At 69.3% G+C, this 19,193-nt stretch carries 24 protein-coding genes and 1 pseudogene; 12 read left to right on the forward strand and 13 right to left on the reverse strand.

Going from position 1 to position 19,193, the window contains the following annotated elements:
• Together AC069I_RS23205 and AC069I_RS23210 are read right to left on the reverse strand one after the other, a co-directional pair.
• Nucleotides 1-1,266 (reverse strand): carboxylesterase/lipase family protein, encoded by a 1,266-nt coding sequence (locus tag AC069I_RS23205; protein ID WP_478228498.1) that lies wholly within the window; start codon nucleotides 1,264-1,266, stop codon nucleotides 1-3.
• A gap of 10 nt (nucleotides 1,267-1,276) precedes the next feature.
• Nucleotides 1,277-2,182 carry an MBL fold metallo-hydrolase gene (locus tag AC069I_RS23210; RefSeq protein ID WP_478228499.1) on the reverse strand — a complete coding sequence of 302 codons (906 nt, stop codon included), beginning with the start codon at nucleotides 2,180-2,182 and terminating at the stop codon, nucleotides 1,277-1,279.
• Nucleotides 2,183-2,284: 102 nt separating this feature from the next.
• Here AC069I_RS23210 and AC069I_RS23215 point away from each other — a divergent pair.
• Nucleotides 2,285-3,103, forward strand: a pseudogene (locus AC069I_RS23215) (helix-turn-helix domain-containing protein); the annotation flags it as partial.
• A gap of 24 nt (nucleotides 3,104-3,127) precedes the next feature.
• Here the strand turns inward: AC069I_RS23215 and AC069I_RS23220 are convergent.
• The gene (locus AC069I_RS23220) at nucleotides 3,128-3,499 is read right to left on the reverse strand and encodes a VOC family protein (protein WP_478266389.1); all 372 of its coding nucleotides are present in this window, start codon (nucleotides 3,497-3,499) and stop codon (nucleotides 3,128-3,130) included.
• A gap of 53 nt (nucleotides 3,500-3,552) precedes the next feature.
• Between AC069I_RS23220 and AC069I_RS23225 the strand changes: the two genes are divergently transcribed.
• Complete coding sequence (locus AC069I_RS23225) at nucleotides 3,553-4,002, forward strand: MarR family winged helix-turn-helix transcriptional regulator (RefSeq protein ID WP_478228500.1); 450 nt, start codon at nucleotides 3,553-3,555, stop codon at nucleotides 4,000-4,002.
• A gap of 1 nt (nucleotide 4,003) precedes the next feature.
• Here AC069I_RS23225 and AC069I_RS23230 read toward each other — a convergent pair whose 3' ends face one another.
• The gene (locus tag AC069I_RS23230; RefSeq protein WP_478228501.1) at nucleotides 4,004-4,438 is read right to left on the reverse strand and encodes a hypothetical protein; all 435 of its coding nucleotides are present in this window, start codon (nucleotides 4,436-4,438) and stop codon (nucleotides 4,004-4,006) included.
• A gap of 128 nt (nucleotides 4,439-4,566) precedes the next feature.
• Between AC069I_RS23230 and AC069I_RS23235 the strand changes: the two genes are divergently transcribed.
• A complete protein-coding gene (locus AC069I_RS23235) occupies nucleotides 4,567-5,028 on the forward strand; it encodes a nuclear transport factor 2 family protein (RefSeq protein ID WP_478228502.1) in 462 nt (153 codons plus the stop codon).
• Nucleotides 5,006-5,662 carry a transcriptional repressor LexA gene (gene lexA, locus AC069I_RS23240; RefSeq protein ID WP_340683553.1) on the forward strand — a complete coding sequence of 219 codons (657 nt, stop codon included), beginning with the start codon at nucleotides 5,006-5,008 and terminating at the stop codon, nucleotides 5,660-5,662. Before AC069I_RS23235 ends, lexA begins: the two co-directional genes overlap by 23 nt.
• Before the next feature lie 22 nt (nucleotides 5,663-5,684).
• On the opposite strand, the gene AC069I_RS23245 is transcribed toward lexA, so the two are convergent.
• Nucleotides 5,685-6,032: a DoxX family protein gene (locus AC069I_RS23245; RefSeq protein ID WP_478228503.1), complete on the reverse strand. Its 348-nt coding sequence runs from the start codon at nucleotides 6,030-6,032 to the stop codon at nucleotides 5,685-5,687.
• An 84-nt stretch (nucleotides 6,033-6,116) separates the two neighbouring features.
• Here AC069I_RS23245 and AC069I_RS23250 point away from each other — a divergent pair, with 84 nt between their 5' ends.
• From AC069I_RS23250 to AC069I_RS23270, 5 genes are all read left to right on the forward strand, one after another.
• On the forward strand, nucleotides 6,117-6,536 hold the full coding sequence (locus AC069I_RS23250; RefSeq protein WP_478228504.1) for an alpha/beta fold hydrolase: 420 nt from the start codon (nucleotides 6,117-6,119) through the stop codon (nucleotides 6,534-6,536).
• A gap of 61 nt (nucleotides 6,537-6,597) precedes the next feature.
• The gene (locus AC069I_RS23255; protein ID WP_478228505.1) at nucleotides 6,598-7,206 is read left to right on the forward strand and encodes a TetR/AcrR family transcriptional regulator; all 609 of its coding nucleotides are present in this window, start codon (nucleotides 6,598-6,600) and stop codon (nucleotides 7,204-7,206) included.
• Nucleotide 7,207: 1 nt separating this feature from the next.
• A complete protein-coding gene (locus AC069I_RS23260; protein WP_219149199.1) occupies nucleotides 7,208-7,864 on the forward strand; it encodes an enoyl-CoA hydratase-related protein in 657 nt (218 codons plus the stop codon).
• A 5-nt stretch (nucleotides 7,865-7,869) separates the two neighbouring features.
• Nucleotides 7,870-8,817 carry a sigma-70 family RNA polymerase sigma factor gene (locus AC069I_RS23265; protein WP_478266390.1) on the forward strand — a complete coding sequence of 316 codons (948 nt, stop codon included), beginning with the start codon at nucleotides 7,870-7,872 and terminating at the stop codon, nucleotides 8,815-8,817.
• 2 nt (nucleotides 8,818-8,819) lie between these two features.
• Nucleotides 8,820-9,614, forward strand: coding sequence for an alpha/beta hydrolase (locus tag AC069I_RS23270; protein WP_478228507.1), 795 nt, complete (start codon nucleotides 8,820-8,822; stop codon nucleotides 9,612-9,614).
• A gap of 5 nt (nucleotides 9,615-9,619) precedes the next feature.
• On the opposite strand, the gene AC069I_RS23275 is transcribed toward AC069I_RS23270, so the two are convergent.
• Together AC069I_RS23275 and AC069I_RS23280 are read right to left on the reverse strand one after the other, a co-directional pair.
• Entirely contained in the window at nucleotides 9,620-10,606 is a 987-nt protein-coding gene (locus AC069I_RS23275) for an acyl-CoA desaturase (protein ID WP_478228508.1), read from the reverse strand.
• Between the two features lie 460 nt (nucleotides 10,607-11,066).
• Nucleotides 11,067-11,918: a nitroreductase/quinone reductase family protein gene (locus AC069I_RS23280; RefSeq protein ID WP_478266391.1), complete on the reverse strand. Its 852-nt coding sequence runs from the start codon at nucleotides 11,916-11,918 to the stop codon at nucleotides 11,067-11,069.
• 415 nt (nucleotides 11,919-12,333) lie between these two features.
• Between AC069I_RS23280 and AC069I_RS23285 the strand changes: the two genes are divergently transcribed.
• Nucleotides 12,334-13,590 (forward strand): HNH endonuclease signature motif containing protein, encoded by a 1,257-nt coding sequence (locus tag AC069I_RS23285; protein WP_478231708.1) that lies wholly within the window; start codon nucleotides 12,334-12,336, stop codon nucleotides 13,588-13,590.
• A 479-nt stretch (nucleotides 13,591-14,069) separates the two neighbouring features.
• On the opposite strand, the gene AC069I_RS23290 is transcribed toward AC069I_RS23285, so the two are convergent.
• The gene (locus AC069I_RS23290) at nucleotides 14,070-14,582 is read right to left on the reverse strand and encodes a GNAT family N-acetyltransferase (protein WP_478266392.1); all 513 of its coding nucleotides are present in this window, start codon (nucleotides 14,580-14,582) and stop codon (nucleotides 14,070-14,072) included.
• A gap of 21 nt (nucleotides 14,583-14,603) precedes the next feature.
• Complete coding sequence (locus AC069I_RS23295; RefSeq protein ID WP_478266393.1) at nucleotides 14,604-15,482, reverse strand: aminoglycoside phosphotransferase family protein; 879 nt, start codon at nucleotides 15,480-15,482, stop codon at nucleotides 14,604-14,606.
• A gap of 181 nt (nucleotides 15,483-15,663) precedes the next feature.
• Here AC069I_RS23295 and AC069I_RS23300 point away from each other — a divergent pair, with 181 nt between their 5' ends.
• Nucleotides 15,664-16,017 (forward strand): GNAT family N-acetyltransferase, encoded by a 354-nt coding sequence (locus AC069I_RS23300; protein ID WP_478228513.1) that lies wholly within the window; start codon nucleotides 15,664-15,666, stop codon nucleotides 16,015-16,017.
• Here the strand turns inward: AC069I_RS23300 and AC069I_RS23305 are convergent.
• Both AC069I_RS23305 and AC069I_RS23310 read right to left on the reverse strand, forming a co-directional pair.
• Nucleotides 15,988-16,413 (reverse strand): acyl-CoA thioesterase, encoded by a 426-nt coding sequence (locus AC069I_RS23305; protein WP_478228578.1) that lies wholly within the window; start codon nucleotides 16,411-16,413, stop codon nucleotides 15,988-15,990. The two genes, AC069I_RS23300 and AC069I_RS23305, sit on opposite strands and share 30 nt — an antisense overlap.
• A 27-nt stretch (nucleotides 16,414-16,440) precedes the next feature.
• Entirely contained in the window at nucleotides 16,441-17,259 is an 819-nt protein-coding gene (locus AC069I_RS23310; protein ID WP_478266394.1) for a helix-turn-helix domain-containing protein, read from the reverse strand.
• A 25-nt stretch (nucleotides 17,260-17,284) separates the two neighbouring features.
• On the opposite strand from AC069I_RS23310, the gene AC069I_RS23315 reads away from it, so the two are divergent.
• The gene (locus tag AC069I_RS23315) at nucleotides 17,285-18,004 is read left to right on the forward strand and encodes a hypothetical protein (RefSeq protein ID WP_478228514.1); all 720 of its coding nucleotides are present in this window, start codon (nucleotides 17,285-17,287) and stop codon (nucleotides 18,002-18,004) included.
• 3 nt (nucleotides 18,005-18,007) lie between these two features.
• Here the strand turns inward: AC069I_RS23315 and AC069I_RS23320 are convergent, their stop codons facing one another.
• Both AC069I_RS23320 and AC069I_RS23325 read right to left on the reverse strand, forming a co-directional pair.
• Nucleotides 18,008-18,382: a DUF427 domain-containing protein gene (locus AC069I_RS23320; protein ID WP_478228515.1), complete on the reverse strand. Its 375-nt coding sequence runs from the start codon at nucleotides 18,380-18,382 to the stop codon at nucleotides 18,008-18,010.
• Nucleotides 18,383-18,419: 37 nt separating this feature from the next.
• On the reverse strand, nucleotides 18,420-19,184 hold the full coding sequence (locus tag AC069I_RS23325) for an HAD family acid phosphatase (RefSeq protein ID WP_478228516.1): 765 nt from the start codon (nucleotides 19,182-19,184) through the stop codon (nucleotides 18,420-18,422).
• Nucleotides 19,185-19,193 lie beyond the last annotated feature (9 nt).

The following is a 19,193-nucleotide window of genomic DNA, read 5'->3' on the forward strand; positions in this document are numbered from 1 at the left end:
TCAGCCGAAGAATTCGACGGTGTCTCCGGACCAGCCGGGGTCGCCGGTCCTCGCGAAGGCGACCCACGCGCCGTGCATCCTGGCCGCGAGACCTTCCGGGGCGGGATCGGGCCCGAGCAGGCCCGTCTCCCCGTGCAGCCACGGCTCGCCGGCGACGTCGAAGACGAACGGCAACTCGACGGTGTGGGCGGCGCCGAGCCGTCCGTTCAACGCCGTCGAGCGATGGCCGAACGAGTACCGGTGGGTGTGGCCGTCCGAGATCCGCGCGTGTGCCGTTGCCAGCCGCTCGGTACCGGCGCCGAACAGTGTCCGCCCGAGATCTGTTCGGCCGTAAAGGTTTCCTTCCTCGGTGTTGGTGCCGATGAGCAGCGCGACGTCGCCGTCGAGAGGACCGTCGGCGGGCTGGACCGGCGACACCAGGCTGAACGGGCTCAGCCCGGCCAGCGGATCCTCGGCGGTTTCGGTCCGCAGATCGAGACCGGCCAGCGCGGGCAGGATCTCCACGAACCGCTCGTCCGGGATCTCGCCGAACGCTCGCGCGGTGGGCTCGGTTCTCAGCGCGGAAGCGGCCGCCGCGGTGACCCTGGCGGCCTGTTCCGGTGTGAAGGCGCCGGTTCCGCTGCCGCTCTGGACGATCGCCCGGCGGAACGTTCCTTTGGCCTCCGGCGTCGCGAGCAGCGCGCCGGTGAGCGTCGCCCCCGCGGATTGCCCGAAGACGGTGACGTTGTCCGGATCGCCCCCGAACACCGCGACCGTGTCCCGCACCCAGCCGAGCGCGGCGAGCACGTCGAGCAGCCCCCGGTTGGGTGGGGCACCCTCCAGATCGAGGAAACCGGGGACGCCGAGGCGGTAGTTCACCGTCACCAGGACGACGCCGTCACGCGCGAACGCCCGTCCGTCGTACAGTTCGGCGCGGGCCGAACCGGTGACGAAACCGCCGCCGTGCACGAACACCATGACCGGACGACGGCCGTCGTCCGCGGCGGGTGTCCGGACGTCGACGGTGAGGTACTCGTCACCGCGCACCCAGCCGGGTCCGAAATACGGGGTCATGTCGAGCCCGCCGAAGTCGCGCACCGGCTGAGGTGCCGTCGGCCCGGGCCGCGTGCCGTCGCGGACACCGGACCAGCCCGGGTGCGGCGTCGGCGGGAGAAGGCGGCCGGGCCCGATCGGCGCCGCCGCGTACGGGATGGCGCGGTAGAGCTCACCGGAGGAGTCGCGTTGGCCGCGCACGACACCGGATGGGGTTTCTGCTTGCACGTACACGAAAAACTCCTCAGGAGAGGGCGGAGAACCCGGCCCACCGCGCGATCGCGAACTTCGATCCTCGGCGCTCGACGCGCACGGCGCCCTGAGCGCCGAAATGCGCCGGGAAGACGAGAGCGTTGTCGTCGGTGGCCTGGCCGAGCAGTTTGTGCCGGGTGGCCCGGGAGCCGGCCGGGTCTTCGCAATAGGGCGAATTGGTGTCCGGCTCCACGATCTGCAGCGCGGTGTGCACGAGGTCACCCACGAACAACGCCCGCTCCCCGCCCGATTCCAGGGTGAGCACGGACGAGCCGGGGGTGTGGCCGGGCGCGAGATCCAGCCGCAGATTCCGGTCGACGCGGTGCGTGCCGTCCCACAGATGGGTCAGCCCCGCCTCGTGCACCGGCGCGACACTGTCCTCGAAGACGTTCTGGTTTCCGCGGCCCAGCACGGAATCGTGTGCTTCGGCCGGATTCCAGAAGTCGAAATCGGGCCGCGGCATCAGATACGTGGCGTTCGGGAAGGTCGGCACCCAGGTGCGGCCGTCGAGCCGCGTGTTCCAGCCGACGTGGTCGATGTGCAGATGGGTGTTGACCACGACGTCGACATCCTCGGGCCGCACACCGGCGGCCGCGAGGTTGTCGAGGTAGGCGGTGTCGAGGCGGTTCCACACCGCCGCGTACGGCCGGTCCTTGTGGTTGCCGACCCCGGTGTCGACGAGGATCGTGCGTCCTTCGCTGCGGATCAGCCACGACTGCAGCGCCGCACGGCACTCGTTCGTCTCGGGGTTCCAGAAATCGGGCGCCAGCCAGTCGCGGTGTTCGTCCCACGCGCCGCCTGGGCTGTCCGGCATGAACTCGGCCGGCGTCATGCCGAGCGAACCGTAGAACTCCTTGACCCGGGTGACCGTGACGTCTCCGATGATGATCTCGTCCATGCCACCGAGCCTGGCGGCCCGTGCGCGCCCGGACCACGCCCCGCTTTTCCTCCCACTGGGAGGGTGTGGCTGAGTGTGGCCACGCCACGGATACTCGGGTTCATGGACGGACCTGGCCCGCTCGGCGACTTCCTGCAGGCGCGACGGGCTCGGCTGCGCCCGGAAGACGTCGGCCTGCGCGATTTCGGGGCACGCCGCCGGGTGGCCGGGCTGCGGCGCGAGGAACTGGCCCAGCTCGCGGGAGTCAGCGTCTCCTACTACGCGCGGCTGGAGCAGGGCATGTCGCGCGGCGCCTCGGCCGAGGTGCTCGACGCCATCGCTCGCGCGCTCCGGCTCGACGGCCACGAACGCGAACACCTCGAAAGGCTCGCCACCGCCGCCCGCCGCACCCCGCGGGCACGCCGTCCACGGCCCGAAACGCTCCACGACGAGACACGGGATCTCCTGGGTACCGTCGACGCTCCCGCCCTGGTGCTCGGCCGCCGCTCGGACGTCCTGGCGTGGAACGCCCTCGGCCACGCCCTGCTGGGCGGGCATCTGGACTTCCACGCCCCGGACGACCCGGCGCGACGGCCGAACATGAGCCGGATGCTGTTCCTGGACCCGCACTGCCGGGACCTGTACACCGACTGGAAGCGGAAGGTCCGCGCGGTGGTCGGCAGCCTGCGGATCGCGGTCGGCAGGCATCCCGAAGACCCGCTGCTCGCGGAACTGATCGGCGAACTGACGATGAAGAGTCCCGAGTTCGTCGCGCTCTGGAGCGACCATCGCGTGCGGCCCTGTGACGCCGAGAGCTACGAACTACGGCATCCGGTCGTCGGCGCGGTCACGGTGACCCAGCAGACCCTGTCGATCGCCCGTTCACCGGATCAGTTGCTGATCGTGTGCACGACCCCCGCCGGCTCGTCCGACGCGCAGGCCCTCGCGCTGCTCCGGCAGGCGGGCTCAGGCCTTGTCGTGCACGGTGATCGCGTAGCCGTCCGGGTCCGCGAAGGTGAACGTGCGGCCGAACGGCCCGTCGAACGGCTCCGTGAGGATGGTGACGCCGGCGTCGGCCAGCCGGTCGTGCAGGCCTTGCGCGTCGTCGGCGTGCAGCCACATCGCCACCCCTGATCCCGGCCGCGGGGAGATGGCGTCGAGATCCGTGCCCGGCACGGGTTCCCGCACCGCGAACGGGATCGTCTTCGTGCCGAACACCACCGCGTGCGGCGGTGCGACGGGCAGCCTGCTCAGCCCGAGGTGGGTCTCGTAGAACGCGGCGGCACGGTCGAGGTCGCGCACCTGCAGTGAGAAGAAATCGGGTCCGGTCACGGTCATGTCGTCCTCCATGTCAGTGTGTTGACATAGCCAACGTATGTCATGATGCTGACATGAGTCAAGGTGAGCAGGTCGGGCCTCTGGACCAAGCGGTGGGGTACATGCTGAAACGAGCGGCGACGGCGCTCCGGACGGCGATGGACACCGCGTTGCGCCCCCTCGACCTGACCGTGCCGCAGTACTCCTGCCTCGAAGTGCTCTCGCAGCGGCCGGGGCTGTCCAACGCGGAACTGGCCAGGGCCGTGTTCGTCACCCGGCAGTCGATGAACCTGGTCCTGCGCGGATTGCAGGACCGCGGGCTCATCACCCGCCCGACGACGGCGCCTCAGGGCCGCGCCCTGCCCAGCACGCTCACCCCCGCCGGACGCGAACGGCTCCGCGCCGCCAGCGGCGTCGTGCGCACGGTCCAAGACCGGATGCTCACGCCGTTTTCGGCGGACGAGCGGGACCGGCTGCTCCACGACCTCGCCGCCTGCGCCGACGCGCTCGCGTCCGAGGAATGACTCAAGACCTCTTGCTCACCAGCGTTTCCGGTTTGAACGCGTACACGTCGGTGCCTTGGACCAGCACGTGCCATTCACCGCAGACCTTGTCGGTCCGGCTTTCCTGTCCCTGCGGCCACCACTGGGCGGCGAGGGTGGCAGGCTGTGTCGCGGCCGCCCCCGGCACGCAGACGGCGGGCAGAGTCCCACCGGTGAACCTCAGGAGCCGCTCCGAACCCGTGGTCCGGATGACTTCGGTGACCGACGTCGCCCCGTCCGGCACCCACTCCGGCAGGCGGGCGTCCTCGTTCCGCTTGCCCTCCGCGCCGGTCGCGTAGCCGACCGTCTTGACGTGCCCGTTCGCCTTTTCGGTCAGCCCTTCCTTGAGACCGCATCCGGACAGGGCGACCGTGGCCGTCGCGGCGGCGAGGACCGCCGCGGTGATCTTCGTGTTCATACGATCGAGTCAACCTCGCGGAACCGTCCGCGGGATCGGACTTTCGGCTCGCCCGCGCCGCCATCCGGCCGATCTCCACGACGGATAACCGCCAGCGATCGGCGACGCGGCGCACCACAGTGGTCGTCGTGACAACGACAACAGACGCCCTGTCCGTACTCAAGGGCATGTACGCGGCGGAAGCCGAGTACCTCACCGCGGGCGGCCCCGGCGAGGCCGCCTTCGCGCCGCTCGCCCCGTTCTTCTCCCCCGCAGTGGTGCTGCACCAGGCGGATTCCCTGCCCTACGGCGGAATCTGGCGCGGCCATGAGGGAATGGAGCGGTTCTTCGCCGCGATGAGCGACACCTGGGACGTCTTCGACATGGTGGAGCAGAGCTTCCTGAGCGAGACCAGCCCGCTGGTCGTCCTGACCCACGTGCACGCCCGTGCCAGGGCCACCGGCCGCGAGCTGGGCTTCCCGATCCTGCAGACGATCACCGTCGAGGACGGGCGCATCACCGAGGTGCGGCCGTTCTACTGGGACACCGCGGCGATCGCGGCGGCCTGCACGAACTACCATTCCGCTGATGACCGCCTACCAAGATCTTGAGCTGTTCGAGGAAGCCGCTTCCCTGCCGGAACGGCAACAGAAGATCCTGCTGACCATCCGCGAATGGGTGATGGAGTACGGATACTCGCCGAGCACACGCGAGATCGGTGAAGCGGTCGGGCTCCGCTCGACGTCCTCGGTGTCGAAGCACCTCGCGGCCTTGGAGGAGAAGGGCTTCCTCCGCCGCAGCAGCTCGATCTCCCGCCCCATCGACGTCCGCGCCTTCCTGCACGGCACCACGTCGAAAGCGTCCACAGAGGACTCCGTGCCGGTGCCCGTCGTCGGTGACATCGCCGCGGGAACGCCGATCTCGGCCGTCGAGCACGTCGACGACGTGATGACCCTGCCGCGTGAACTCACCGGGCGCGGCAACGTCTTCGGGCTGCGGGTGCGCGGTGACTCGATGATCGACGCGGCGATCTGCGACGGCGACATCGTCGTGGTGAAGCAGCAGCAGGAGGCGCACTCCGGCCAGATCGTCGCCGCGATGATCGACGAAGAGGCCACGGTCAAGGTCTACCGCCGCCGCGACGGCCACGTGTACCTCGAACCGCGCAACCCCGCCTACGACGTCATCGACGGGGACCGCGCGAGCGTGCTCGGCGTCGTGGTGTCGGTCCTGCGCAGCGTCTGACACTTTCCGGGCGGCGGCGTGCTCAAGCGACGAATCCGAGCACCAACGAGGCTGCGACGGGCGCCAGGTACATCAGCGGGAACGCGGCGTGCGACGGCCAGTGCGCGCGGAGCACGGTGATCACGGCGCCGGTGAAGTAGAGCACCAGGCCGATCCCGGCCGCGACGCCGAGCACGGGCACCCACAGGCCGGCGATCAGGCCGAGCGCGCCCGCCGCCTTGGCGACGCCGAGCGGCGTCCACCAGCCGCGGGGAACGCCGTAGTCGGCCAGCGGCTGTACGACCCACTTGGCGCGGAAGAAGATCGAGGCGGCCGAGAAGGCGGCCATGATGGCTCCGACGACGGTGACGATGACATAGGCGGTGGTCATTTCGGTTTCTCCTCGGGTTCTCGATGGTTCGCCGGGTTGGCCCCCGCCGCTCGCCGGATGTGACAACCTGGCGACGGAGGCGCCGTGACCCATGTCACATCCCGGGACGGCACACCGATCGCCTGCGAACGGGCAGGCTCCGGGCCCGCCGTCATCCTGGTCGGCGGCGGCCTCGACGACGGCTCCGAGAACGCTCCACTCGTCCCGGAACTGGCCGGGCGGTTCACCGTGCTCGACTACGCGAGGCAAGGGCGAGGCGAAAGCGGCGACACCCCGCCGTACTCGGTGCACCGGGAGTTCGAAGACCTCGACGCGCTCATCACGGCCGCCGGCGGCTCCGCGTCGGTGTTCGGGGCGTCGTCCGGCGGCGCGCTCGTCCTCGAAGCGGCCGCGGACGCCGTCGCCGCCGCGCTCCCGGACGCGACAAGGCGGATCGTGGCGGGGCAGAGCCACGTCGCCGATCCGAAGGTGTTCGCGAAGGTATTGGCGGACTTCTTCGCCTGACGCGTTTTGGAGCAATCGCTCTCTTATTGTTTTAGAGCAAGTGCTCTGTTACTGTCGCCCCATGCCCCGGCCCCGCGTGCACGACCTGGACAGGCTGCTCGACGCGGCCGAACGCCTCGTCGTCGAGACGGGCGCCCACGGCGTCACCGTCCGGTCCCTCGCGGCCGCCGCGGGAGTGTCCAACGGCACGATCTACCACGCCTTCGGCTCACTCGGCGCCTTGCTGGCCCGCGTCTGGCTCCGTGCGGCGGGCGAGTTCCTCGACCTCCAGACCGAGCTGGCGGATCAAGCGGAAGACCCGGTCGAGGCGGTCACGGCCGCGGCGGGCACACCGGCCGCGTTCGCCGACCGCAGGCCGGAGGCGGCCCGCCTGCTCATCACCGTCAAGAAGGAAGACGTACTCGGCCCGCAGGTCCCCGACGACCTCGCGGGCGAACTCCTCGCACTCGACAAACGCCTGATCGCGCTCCTGGTCCGGCTCGCCGAGCGGCTCTGGGACCGGCGGGACGCGCAGGCCGTCGAGGTGCTGACCACCTGCGTGGTCGATCTGCCGACAGCCCTGTTCCGCCGCGCGTTCGCCGCGGGCGAGCCGATCTCCGAAGACTCCCGCACCCGGCTCACCGCCGCGGTCCGCGCCATACTCCTGCTCCCACCCCCGCGAAAGGACTGACATGCCCACCCTGCGCCAAGACGCCCCGGTGTTCCTGCTGGACCTCGGAGACGACGAGAACCGCTTCTCGCCCTCCTGGCTGGAAACCGTCCATTCCCAGCTGGACACCGTCGTCGCCTATCCGGATCCGGCCGTGCTGGTCACCGTCGGCTCCGGGAAGTTCTACTCGAACGGCCTCGACCTCGAATGGCTCACCAGCAACCCCGCACAGGCCGCGCAGTACGTCGCCGACGTCCACGAACTGCTGGCCCGCGTGCTCACCCTCGGCGTGCACACGGTCGCCGCGATCAACGGGCACGCGTTCGGCGCCGGGGCCATGCTGGCGATGGCGCACGACTTCCGGGTGATGCGCGCCGACCGCGGGTACTTCTGCTTCCCCGAAGCGGATATCAACATCCCGTTCACGCCGGGGATGGCGGCGCTGATCCAGGGCAAGCTCACTCCCGCCGCCGCGATCGCGTCGATGACCACGGGGCGGCGGTTCGGCGGGACGGACGCGCGTGATCTGGGGCTCGTCGACGCCGTCGCCGAGAAGCCCGCGCTGTTGGAGTACGCGACCGACCTCGTCCGCCCGCTGGCAGGCAAGGATCGCGGCACGCTGTCCGCGATCAAGACGACGATGTTCAGCCCTGCCGTCACCGCGCTTCGCGCCAAGTAGCCGTCGTGCGCACCGACGACGCGGCGTTCGATCGCCTGGTCGAGCCGTTGCGCCGCGAGCTGCACGCCCACTGCTACCGCCTGCTCGGCTCGGCCCACGACGCCGACGACGCGCTGCAGGACGCGCTCCTGCGAGCCTGGCGGGGGATGGACCGGTTCGAGGGCCGCAGCTCGATGCGCACCTGGCTCTACACCATCGTCACCCGCACCTGCCTGGACATCGCGGCCGCCCGCGGCAACCGGGCCTTGCCGATGGACCTGGGCCCGTCGAGCGAGCGAGTCGTGTTCGAAGACGCCCCGGCGACCGAGGTGGCGTGGCTCGGCCCGTACCCCGACGCGCCGGACGCCAGGTACGAGCGGCGCGAGGCCGTCGAGCTGGCCTTCGTCGCCGCGTTGCAGCACCTGCCTGGCAACCAGCGGGCCGCGCTGGTGCTCTTCGACGTGCTCGGTTTCTCCGCCGCCGAAATCGCGTCCACAATGGACACTTCGGTCGCGGCGGTGAACAGCGCGCTGCAACGCGCGCGGGCGATCGTGGCCGAGAAGGTCCCGGCGCCCGAGGAGCAGCGGAAGCTCGAAGACACCCGGACACGCGAGATCGCGGCGGACTTCGCGTCCGCGCTGGAACGTGGCGACGCCGACGCGCTCGTGGCGTTGCTGACCAAGGACGTCACCTGGTCCATGCCCCCGCTCATGCGCTGGTACAGCGGCATCGAGGCCGTGACCGGCTTCGCCGTCGCGGTCCCGCTGGGCCGGTGCCCGAGCTGGCGCACCGAGGTCCTCACCGCCAACGGGCAGCCCGCCGTCGCCTGCTACCTGGGCGAATCGGCCGACGCCGTCCATCGCGCCTGGTCCATCAACGTGCTTTCCCTGCGCGAAGACCGGATCCGCGAGATCACCTCGTTCCTCGACGCGGACCTGTTCGCGCGGTTCGGCCTTCCCCCGGCGAAGGCCTGAGCATGCGCAAGAGGGTGTTGATCACGCTGGCGGTGGCCGTCACCATCGTCGGTGTGGTCTTCGGTGGCGCGTTCGCCTTCCAGCGCAAGCTGATCTACCTCCCCGAGGCAGGTCCGCTCGCCGGTGCCGCCGACGTCCTGCCCGGCGGCAGGGACGTCACGCTCACCACCGCGGACGGGCTGGGCCTGGCGAGCTGGTACTTCCCGGTCACCGGCGCGAAGGCGGCCGTGCTGGTCGCGCCGGGCAACGCCGGGAACCGGTCGTACCGCGTGCCGATGGCCCGCGCGCTGACCGCGCGCGGGCTCTCGGTGCTGCTCTTGGACTATCGCGGATACGGAGGCAATCCCGGAGAGCCGTCCGAGGACGGCCTCGCGCTGGACGTCCGTGCCGCGCAGGACTTCCTGGTACGCGAGGCCGGGACGCCGCTGATCTACTTCGGCGAGAGCCTCGGCTCCGCGGTCGTCACCGAACTGGCCGTCGAGCGGCCGCCGTCCGCACTCGTGTTGCGTTCGCCGTTCGCCGACCTCGCGTCGGTCGGACAGCGGCACTATCCGTTCCTGCCGGTCCGCTGGCTCCTGCGGGACGAGTTCCCGACGAGGGACAACGTCGCGCGGGTGAAGGCACCGGTGACCGTCGTGTACGGCGCCGCGGACTCGATCGTCCCGGCCGAGCAGAGCCGCGCCGTGGCGCGGGCGGCCGGTGCCGAGGTGATCGAGGTCCCCGGCGCCGATCACAACGATCCGGCGTTGTCCGACGGACCGGAACTGATCGGCGCCATCGCGGGCGCGGTTCGCTGACGGGCTCAGACCCGGCTTGCGCTCCGGCCCAGTGACAGGGAGTGGCCGGGGTTGAGCTTGCGGCCGAGGCGATCGGCCTTGGGCCAGCGGACGTCCGTCGCCCAGCCCGCCTTCTCGAACAGCCAGATCAGCCGCGCCGAGATGTCGAGCTGGCCACGGCGGACGCCGTGCCGGGCGCCGGTGGGGTCGGCGTGGTGGGAGTTGTGCCAGGACTCGCCCATCGAGGCGATCGCGAGCGGCCAGAAGTTCGCGGATTTGTCGCGGGCGGCGAACGGGCGGTCGCCGATCATGTGACAGAGCGAGTTCACCGACCAGGTGACGTGATGCAGCAGCGCCACGCGGACCAGGCTCGCCCAGAAGAAGGCGGTGACCGCGCCCCACCACGACATCGTGATCACGCCGCCGAGGACGGCGGGCGCGAGCAGCGTGACGACGGTGAGCAGCGGGAACAGGCGATCGATCCGGGCGATGTCACGGTCGGCGAGCAGATCGGGGGCGAACCGTTGCGCGTTGGTCTTCTCGCGCTCGAAAAGCCACCCCATGTGGGCGTGCCAGAAGCCGCGGGCCAGCGCGGCCGGGGTGGTGCCGAACCGCCACGGGGAGTGGGGGTCGCCCTCGCGGTCGGCGAAGGCGTGATGGCGCCGATGGTCGGCGACCCAGCCGATGACCGGGCCCTGCATGGCCATGCTGCCGGCGACCGCGAGGGCGATCCGCAGGCCGCGGTTGGCCTTGAAGGCGCCGTGGGTGAAGTAGCGGTGGAAACCGATGGTCACGCCGAGACCGGTGAGGAAGTAGAACCCGGCGGCCAGGCCGAGGTCCACCCAGCCGAGGCCCCAGCCCCACGCGAAGGGGACGGAGGCGGCGAGCGCCAGCAGGGGCACCACCGCGAACAGCTTGACGAGAAAGTTTTCGGTGGTGGTCTGCTCCCCGGACAGCAGGGGCTGTGGCGCCTGCCGTTCTTCGCTGTCCGGGTGTCTTAGAACTGAAGTCATATCGTCGCTTCTTGTCGATGGCCAGGACTGGTATCGGCGGTGTCAGCCGATGTCACGGCGCGACGCACGGAACGCGACGCCCGCGACGAATTCTGCGCGAGCGTGCTTGGACAACACGACACCCAAAACGTTGGTCTGCTCCGGTCAACGAACGGCGTCGGCCGAAGGTTCCGGTGCGGGATAAGAGGGTTCGCGAAAAAGATCCCGGTATCGCTCACCTTGAGGGGTCGCGGGATCGTGACGCTCGACCTGGGTGTCGAGCGGGTGGCTGAACAGCGCACTGTCGGTGCTGTGAGTTTTGACGGTGAAACCCTTTCGAAGGGACCGCGGATTCGCGGTCTTCGGCGAGGCCGGGGGCGAATTCCACCCGCCTCGTGCCGGATCGGCGTCGCGCTGTGAAGGCGCCGCCATCACCCACGATACACGCCCCGGGGCCGGAACCCCAGGGCGTCCGCATCGATCAGCCGGGTGCCGTCACGTTGAGCGCCGCCACGAGCGTCCGCTCTTCGTGGGCGAAATGTGCTTCGAGCGTCCCCGCGAGCGCGTCGAACTCGTCGCGCAAGCGAACGGGGTCACTCTCACCGTGGACGTACCCCTCGACGAGCTTCCGGATCCGCTTCTGCAGGTCCGCGACGGCGACATGGTCCTCCCCGAGCTCGGTCAACACCGGCGCGAGCGCCGGGAACCGTTGCGCCAGCATGGGAAACGCTCCCATGTCCTCGCCGGTATGATGTTTGGTCAACGCCTCGCAGAACGAAACACAGTGCGCCCGCAGGGACTTCTCCATGAAGAGCGCGTCCGCGCGCCCGGCCACGATGTCGTCCACCCCGGTGCGCAGCGTCTTGAGCTCCTCCCGCAGCCAGTCGTGGACCTCCACCAGGAAGTCCCCCAACCCCCGCACCCGGTCGTCGATCCGGTACAGGATCACGACCGGCAGCACGCGCGTCGTTTTCGCCTGGTACTCGGCGAAACCCGGCTCCACGGCGACGATCTTCGCGAACAGCGCGTCACGCTCCGCCGCGGGCGGAACTGCCGCGACGGCCTCGTAGGTCTCGGTCCCCGTCTCGATCGTGACCCGATGGTCACGCCGGATGTTGTGATACCAGCCCGGATGCGCCGGCGCCCCCATGTTCGAAGCGACGACGACGATCTTGCCGTCGATTTCGAGATATCCCAGCGGATTCGTCCGCCGCTCACCACTCTTGGCACCGATGGTGGTGAGCAGGATCAGCTGCCACCCCTCGAACATGCCGCCGAGCTTTCCCTTGCTCCGCCTGAATTCTTCGATCACCTGGTCGTTGAAGCCGGTCAATGCGATCCTTTCCCGTCGATGTGTCGACAGGAGGGCGCGGAACCGCCACCGAAAGAGCGCACACAAGCCTGGACGCACCCGATTTTCGGGCGCATCGCATGGAGGCGTCATCCCACGACGCGGGGATGACTGAAAACGAGAGACGGTGTGTGCCGATCTCTGGTGGCCGAGTAGCCGCTACCTCCATGCGTAGGCCCATACGGGGCTCGACGACGACGTTAGCACGGGACCGGGCCGATGCGCACCTACCTTGCCTCTTTCGCTTAACCGAAAGACACTCGGCGAACTAAGCCTCTTCGCACCGTTAAGGCGCTTCGCTGCTTTAAATCCCCTTCGCGGCTGCCATTTTTGGCAATTTTCTCCGCTAGACCGTTTGGGCTAGCGCAGGTGTTCGATTCGGAGTAATGTCGGTGTCGTGGCCAGCGACGATACATCCCCGAGGACGTCCACCGAGTGGTGGCGCGTCGATACCGCGACGCTACATGCCCGTAAACAGGAACTTGAGATCCAAAAACGTCAGATAGACGCAGAGCAGAACGCGATCCTGGCTGAAATCAATTCCCGTGGGATTCGCGGGTGTAGTGGTCATTCGACGTTGTCGGCCCTGATATTCGAGGACTTCCTCGTGACCGACAAGGAAGCCGACGCCCGCGCCGACCGGGTCCTCGCTTTGCATCCCGGCCCGTCCATCGGCGGAGACCCCGAACCACCCCTGGCGCCGTTGACGGCCGAAGCTGCCGCCGAGGGCGCGATCGGCGGCAGTCAGATCGACGCCATCATCCGCACCCTGGCACGCATCCCCTCCTCCGTCCCCGAAGAAGACGTGCGTGCGGGGGAGAAGATCCTCGTCGACCTCGCCCGCCGCGCCGGGCCCCGGCAGATCGCCCGCGCCGGGCGCCGCCTGCTGGACAAGCTCGACCCCGACGGGAAAGAACCCCGCAACGAGGACCCCAAAGACACCCGCCCGGAGCTGCGGTTCGTCAAACACCGCGACGGCACCCTCGGCCTCAAAGCCAGACTCGACCTCGAAACCTACGCCCGCCTGAAGTCCGACCTCGATCCGATGGCCAAACCTCACAAGGCCATCGACGGGGTGCGGGATTCCCGCAGCCAGGACGAACGCTACGGGGATGCTTTCACCGACTACGTGCGGTTGAAGACCACCAGCCGCAACCTTCCCGGCCAGGCGGGCGAGGCGACTCACATCCTGGTCACCATGTCCTACGACGACCTCATCCGGGACATCGGCGAAGCGCACCTCGATTTGGTCGGCCCGATCAGCGCCACTGACGCCCGCATCCTCGCCTGCGACGCCCGCGTCCGACCCGGCGTCCTCGGCACCGCAGGCGAACCCCTCGACATCGGACGCTCCAAACGCACCGTATCCCTCGCCCAGAAATACGCACTCACCCTCCGCGATGGTGGGTGTTCGTTCCCGGGCTGCGACATGCCCGTACCCCGCTGCACCGCCCACCACATCGTCTTCTGGCGCCACCACGGCGAAACGAAAATCGACAACCTCGTCCTGCTGTGCACGAAGCACCACCGGTTGATCCACCACAGCGAATGGAAAGTCCAGATCGCCCAAGACGGCCTGCCGGAGTTCACCCCACCCACCTACCTCGACCCCACCGGAACACCAAGGCGGAACACCATGCACCTCAGGACATAAGCCGACCCGATCGGGCCCGGTCGCACACCGGACACAGAGACCTACCAGATCTCTGACTGTCCACGTGAGACGTGGTCCCGAGTCAAAGCACCGATTTGACACTTCGCAAGGCGTCGTGAGTGATAAAGAGCGTTCTAACGCTCTTTATCACTCACGACCCCAGAAAGAAGCATGCCCAGCGGCGCCAATCAGGCATCTGGCGACCAGAGTGTCCAGTGTGGACACAGAGGGCACGGCCGACCCGCCGCCCAGCCCACCCACGAAGGCTCTCAGCCCTTGAGGCCAGCGCGGAATGCCTACAAGACAGGGGCTTGTTCACACCTTGCCCTGCCCTCGATATCCCACCCCCAAGGCGACTGCCCCGCCTTCGCCACGTTGCGAAGCTTCTTTAGCGACACGACCGCGCGCCCCTACCTCAGCCACAGCGCCCCGCCACCCATCGGAAACCCCGGCGTGGGCGAGGAAAGTCCCCCTTCACCTCACCTGCCCCCATCCAAACCCGTGACACCAGGCGGAAATCCCTGATCCAACGCCAACTCACCGACCACCTGGTCCCCGCTCATCTCCCCGGTCAACCGGAACCCGAGCTTCAGATAGAAGCGCTCGGGCCCGTCGTCGCCGGGGTGCCAGCAAGCGGTGAGGCGGTCACCGCCCCGGCGGCGGATCTCGGCGGCCACGGCGTCGACCGCGAAACGACCGTAGCCCCGGCCCTGTTCGCCCGCCGCGATGTTGAGCCGCCAGAGGCCCGAGCGGATGTCCGTACCCGTGCCGTCGCCGGCGAAGTCGATGTCCAGGAAGGCCATGAGGAAACCGACCAGCCGGTCACCGTCGAAGATGAGACGGGGCCAAGCGATGCCGGGATGCACGTAGGCCTCGGCGAGGGACTTCACCACCGGCGCGACCAAATGGCTTTGCTCCGGTTGGACCTTCAGTTCGATCGCGGCGTCGAAGTTGGCGGCGGTGACCTCGGCCAGCCTGAGTGTCCTCGTCATACTCGCACCGTAAACCGGTGATCAACTCATTTCGTCCAGCACCGCCTGGATCACGTGCCGCGCGTTTCCCGCCATCGCCTCGTTGGTCTTCCGGTAGTACGGCAGCGCGATCAGTGCCTGCGAGAGCGTCCGCGCGCGGCCGCGGTTCCAGGTCGCGTCGTCGACGCTCAGTGCCTCCCGGAAGACTTCCCTCCCGGAAGAGGGCAAGAGGTTCCACGCCGGGAAGAGGTCGCAGGCCGGATCGCCCGCGCCCATGCAGCCGAAATCGATCACCGCGGAGAGCCGGTCGCCGTCCAGCAGGAGGTTGCCCGGCACCAGGTCCGCGTGCAGCCACACCGGCGCCGCCGATGGCTCGGGCATCCCCAGAGCGTTCTCCCAGAGAGCGAGGACGGCGTCGCAGTCGACGTTCTCCTCAGGGATCGCACGCAGGCGTTCGATCGCCGATCGCGTCTCCGCGTCCAGTGTCGTGAGCGGTCCGCCGCGGTGTGCTTTCGGCGCCTGCGCGGTGGGTATACGCCGCATCGCGAGCACGAACTCGGCCAGGTCTTCGGCCAGCGGTACGGGCCGGCCGAGCGCGTCCGGCCGCGGGTTCTCGCCCGGCAGCCAGCGATACACCGACCATGGCCACGGGTAGCCGTCGGCGGGCAGCCCCGCGCCGAGCGCCTCGGGGATCGGCGTGGGCAGCCGCGACGCGATACGCGGCAGCCACTCCTGCTCCAGCGCCACGTCTTTCGCGCCGCCCTTGGTCAGTGGCAGCCGTACGACCATGTCGTCGCCCAACCGGAACATGGCGTTGACCGTGCCACCGGACGGCCACCGTTCGACCGTCCGTCCGGCCCACCGCGGGAACTGTGCCGCGAGCAGCTTCCGTACCAGGTTCTCGTCGACCACGACGGACATCCAACCACCGCGCGGGCATGCCGATCCTGACCGGCTCCGAGCCGCTCACCCCGGAACTCACCGTCCGTCCGGCCCGGCCGGGCGAGGAGGACGCCGCCTGGCTCGCCGGACGCGGAATCCACCTGTGGCCGCAACGCTTTCCCCGGGAGTCGGTACACCACCAGATCCAGGCGGGCGAGCGTTGCTGGTCGTCAGGCACGGCAAGCCGATCGCGACCTGTGTGGTGACCGAGGCGGATCCCGGACTCTGGGGCGGAAAGACGGAACCGGCCTACTGTCTGGGCCGCCTCGCGGTGGCGCGGGAAGCGGCCGGAGCCGGACTCGGGAACAGGATCATCGACTGGGTCGCTGAGAAGGCCGCGGTTCACCACAAGGCCTTCGTCCGGGTGGCGACCACGAGGGACAATCCGGCCTTGCGCGGGCTCTACGAGCGCAGGGGTTTCGAGCACGTGGCCGACCCGCCCGAGGCGAAATGGCCCACCAGCCTCTACGAAAAGGCGGCCGGGTCACGGCAAGCCGAGGATCTCCGGCCGTGAAGCGTATTTCCGCCAGTGCCGTCCCGGATCCGGGACCAGCCGTCGCCTTTCGAGATCCAGCAGTCCGGAAAGGCTCTCCACCTCGGCCACGACGGCGCCGTCCGGTGTCACGAATTCCTGGACGACCCGGGACACCTTGCCCGGCTCCCAGGTGAACCTGGTCAGGACGTCGATCCGCGCGCGGGCACGCAGTTCCCGGCGGAACCGGATCGTCGTTTCGAGGTTGACCGGGCCGAGGTTCCCGGCCTTGAGCTCCAACGGGTCCACGCCGGCCGCCCAGACGCACTCCCAGCGCGCGTGGTCGGCGTACGCCAAGTAGGCCGGGCCGCGTACGTGACCGTTGATGTCGAGATCGTCGGTGCGGATGTCGATGGTGACGCGGAAAGGTTCGGGCACCTCTCGATCTTCGCCCCGGCGGGCCGCTCAGTCTGGAACGTTTCGGCCAGTCCAGGACCGCACGAGCGCGCCCGGCGACGCGGCCGACAGCCGACGACACTCGCGCCCGAGATGCGACTGATCCGCGTAGCCCACGTCGGCGGCGATGTCAGCGAGCGACGCCTGATCCCGTGCCACGGCCTCGACGCGCTCGAGGAACCGGTGGAACCGCAGCACCCGCTGCAACTCCTTGGGACCGACACCGACGTCGTGCCGCATATGCCGCCGAAGGCCGCGCTCGCTCACACCCAGCGCGGCGGCCACCCGGTCGGTACGAGCACCGGGCGCACGCAGCGCGCTAGCGGCCGCGAGAGACAGCCCGTCCACCTCGACGTCCCGAAGCCTTTCGGCGACCAGCGATTCCAGCACCGATCGCGCCTCACCAGGCGCTCCGCATTCGGCCAGCCTGGCCTCCGCGCGGCGAGCACCAGCGGGCAACAGGTCGCGCAACGGGGTGGCACCCGCTCCCAACTCCGTCATCGGCAGGCCCAGCAGCGCGCCGCCGACGCCGCACCGCAGGCGCAGCCCGGCGGTCCACTCCGCCGGCGGCAGCTCGTGCCGCAGCACCCCGCGCACCGTGGTGACCGCGGCGAGCACCGTCCCGTCCCAGACGAGGTCCACACAGCCGTCCGGGAACACCCGCAGCGGACGACGACAGCCCACCAGTCCCGTCCAGGCGCACTCGACCACGCCGGCCACGGCCGCGACCGGCGTGCTTTGGCGGTACACCGAACGGCCCGAACGGCGACGCAGCGGGACACCCACGTCCGGCAGTATGCCCCCGCCCGCCGACAAGATGCGCTTCACATGATCTTGATGAAGACTTGCCGCCGTGCTGCGACCGGTGCTCGACCCGTCCCCCGCCGAGTGGATCTCCCCCAGGCTCGGCGGGGCATTCGGCGCGGCAGGCCGCACGGTTCCGCGTGGTTACGCGGCCTACGCGCGCCTCTGCCACCCCGCCGAGCGCGACCGTGGTGGCTGGGCGAGCTGGAGCGAAGCCGCCGCCGAAACGGGACGGCGTGCCCATGGCGCCATGCAGTGGCACGCGCTGGTCGGCTCCCCGGATCCGGTGAATCTCACCGGCTCGCTCTGGCGCGGCTCACCGCCGGGGCGCGGCACACTGCCGTCGCACAGTCTCACCGCGCTGCTGGCCGTTCTCGGCGACCACACGTCCGCTTCGGACGCCTGGTTCGGCCTCTGGGACGGCTACGGCTGGGCCGACGAGGCGACGTTGTCCCGCGAGCACCTGGACGCGCCGCGACTGCGCCACCCCGGCCGGGACTACCTGCTCTTCCACGGACCGTTGACGTCCGCGACGGAACTCGGCTGGCGGCCCCGGCCGAACTGGTTCGAGGCGCAGTCGCCCAACCTGTTCTGGCCGGACGACCGCGCGTGGTGCGTGGCCACCGAAGTCGACTTCGATTCGACCCTCGTCGCGGGCGAGGAGGCCCTCGTCGACGCCCTGGTCAAGGCACCGGGGCTGGAGGTCTGGCGGATCGAATCCGACACCTCGCTCGCGGCCGACGGGGACCGGATCAACCAGCTCCCGTGACGGTCAGCGCTCCTCGATCGCGTCGACCTTCGTCGGGTAGAACGCCACGTGGTCCTTGATCTCGGCGACCGCGTCGTGCGGCGCTTCGTAGGTCCAGACGGCGTTCTCGGCGACGCCGTCACCGGTACGGACGCTGTAGTACGACGCGTCGCCCTTGAACGGGCAGTACGTCGAGTGGTCCGTCCGCTCCAGCAGGCCGAAGTCGACGTCGGCACGCGGGATGTAGTGCGCGGGCGGATAGTTCGCCTCCCGCAGCGTGAGCGCGTTCGCGCTGTCCGCCACGACCTTCCCGCCGACCGTGACGACCACGCGCGCCTTGTTCGGCTCCACCGTGATCGGGTGGGCCGCGCTGGGCTTCAACACCTTCTTGTCAGACATACCGGGCACAGCGACGCCGCCCGCGCGGATATTCCCCTCAAGGCAGGTAGTACATCGGATTCGGCAGTTTGACCGGGAACTCGGCGTAACCGCCTTCGAGGTCGCTGAACTGGTCACCGAAGTTGGCGAGGATGGCCGCGCCGGTCGAGGCGATATGCTTCCGCGTGCCCGATTTGTACTGAACGGTGGTGCAGGTCAGCCCGCACGGCAGATAGTCCGGCGCGGTGGTCTTCGGTTTGAAGAACGCCCCCGCCGGCGCCGGGTAGCCCTCGTTCGCGAGGTTCTTGAGCGACTGCGGGCCTTGGAACTCGTTGCGCCCGGTCAGGAAGTAGATCTTCACACCGCGCTGCGCCGCCCAGTTCGCCAGCTCCAGTACGGGCTTGTTCGCGACGAACGTGCCCTTGTCGATCGCTTCCTGCTGTTTCACCGGGTCGAAGCCGAAGTCGTTGTCCGCTTCCCAGCCGTAGGTGACCTCGGCGGTGTCGTCGACGTCGAACACGACGGCGGGGTTCTCGACGCCGCGGTCCAGCCTCCGCGTGAGGTAGCGCTTGGCGTCGTCGACCTGGCGCCGGGTGTCGGAGACGAACCGGCTGCCGTCGGAGTACCGGTGCTTGCCGTCGCTGCCGACGACATCGCCGTAGTAGGCCTTCACGTCGAGCTTGACCTGGCCGATGTTGGCGGGCTCGCGACCGTGCCACCCGGTGGCGTCGCCGGTGTTCGCGACGGCGGTGGCGCCGCCCGCGAGAACGGCCCCGGCGGCCGCGGCGGCGGCCAGTTTCAGCAGACCGGTGAACCGGCTCATGGAAATGCT

It is taken from the genome of Amycolatopsis sp. NPDC043885 (assembly GCF_056435685.1).

Bases quoted from the DNA above. Each gene is read 5' to 3' on its own strand.
- AC069I_RS23210 (WP_478228499.1), bottom strand. From the start codon at position 2,182: ATGGACGAGATCATCATCGGAGACGTCACGGTCACCCGGGTCAAGGAG.
- AC069I_RS23220 (WP_478266389.1), bottom strand. From the start codon at position 3,499: ATGACCGTGACCGGACCCGATTTCTTCTCACTGCAGGTGCGCGACCTC.
- AC069I_RS23225 (WP_478228500.1), top strand. From the start codon at position 3,553: ATGAGTCAAGGTGAGCAGGTCGGGCCTCTGGACCAAGCGGTGGGGTAC.
- AC069I_RS23230 (WP_478228501.1), bottom strand. From the start codon at position 4,438: ATGAACACGAAGATCACCGCGGCGGTCCTCGCCGCCGCGACGGCCACG.
- lexA (WP_340683553.1), top strand. From the start codon at position 5,006: ATGACCGCCTACCAAGATCTTGAGCTGTTCGAGGAAGCCGCTTCCCTG.
- AC069I_RS23245 (WP_478228503.1), bottom strand. From the start codon at position 6,032: ATGACCACCGCCTATGTCATCGTCACCGTCGTCGGAGCCATCATGGCC.
- AC069I_RS23255 (WP_478228505.1), top strand. From the start codon at position 6,598: ATGCCCCGGCCCCGCGTGCACGACCTGGACAGGCTGCTCGACGCGGCC.
- AC069I_RS23260 (WP_219149199.1), top strand. From the start codon at position 7,208: ATGCCCACCCTGCGCCAAGACGCCCCGGTGTTCCTGCTGGACCTCGGA.
- AC069I_RS23270 (WP_478228507.1), top strand. From the start codon at position 8,820: ATGCGCAAGAGGGTGTTGATCACGCTGGCGGTGGCCGTCACCATCGTC.
- AC069I_RS23275 (WP_478228508.1), bottom strand. From the start codon at position 10,606: ATGACTTCAGTTCTAAGACACCCGGACAGCGAAGAACGGCAGGCGCCA.
- AC069I_RS23290 (WP_478266392.1), bottom strand. From the start codon at position 14,582: ATGACGAGGACACTCAGGCTGGCCGAGGTCACCGCCGCCAACTTCGAC.
- AC069I_RS23295 (WP_478266393.1), bottom strand. From the start codon at position 15,482: ATGTCCGTCGTGGTCGACGAGAACCTGGTACGGAAGCTGCTCGCGGCA.
- AC069I_RS23320 (WP_478228515.1), bottom strand. From the start codon at position 18,382: ATGTCTGACAAGAAGGTGTTGAAGCCCAGCGCGGCCCACCCGATCACG.
- AC069I_RS23325 (WP_478228516.1), bottom strand. From the start codon at position 19,184: ATGAGCCGGTTCACCGGTCTGCTGAAACTGGCCGCCGCCGCGGCCGCC.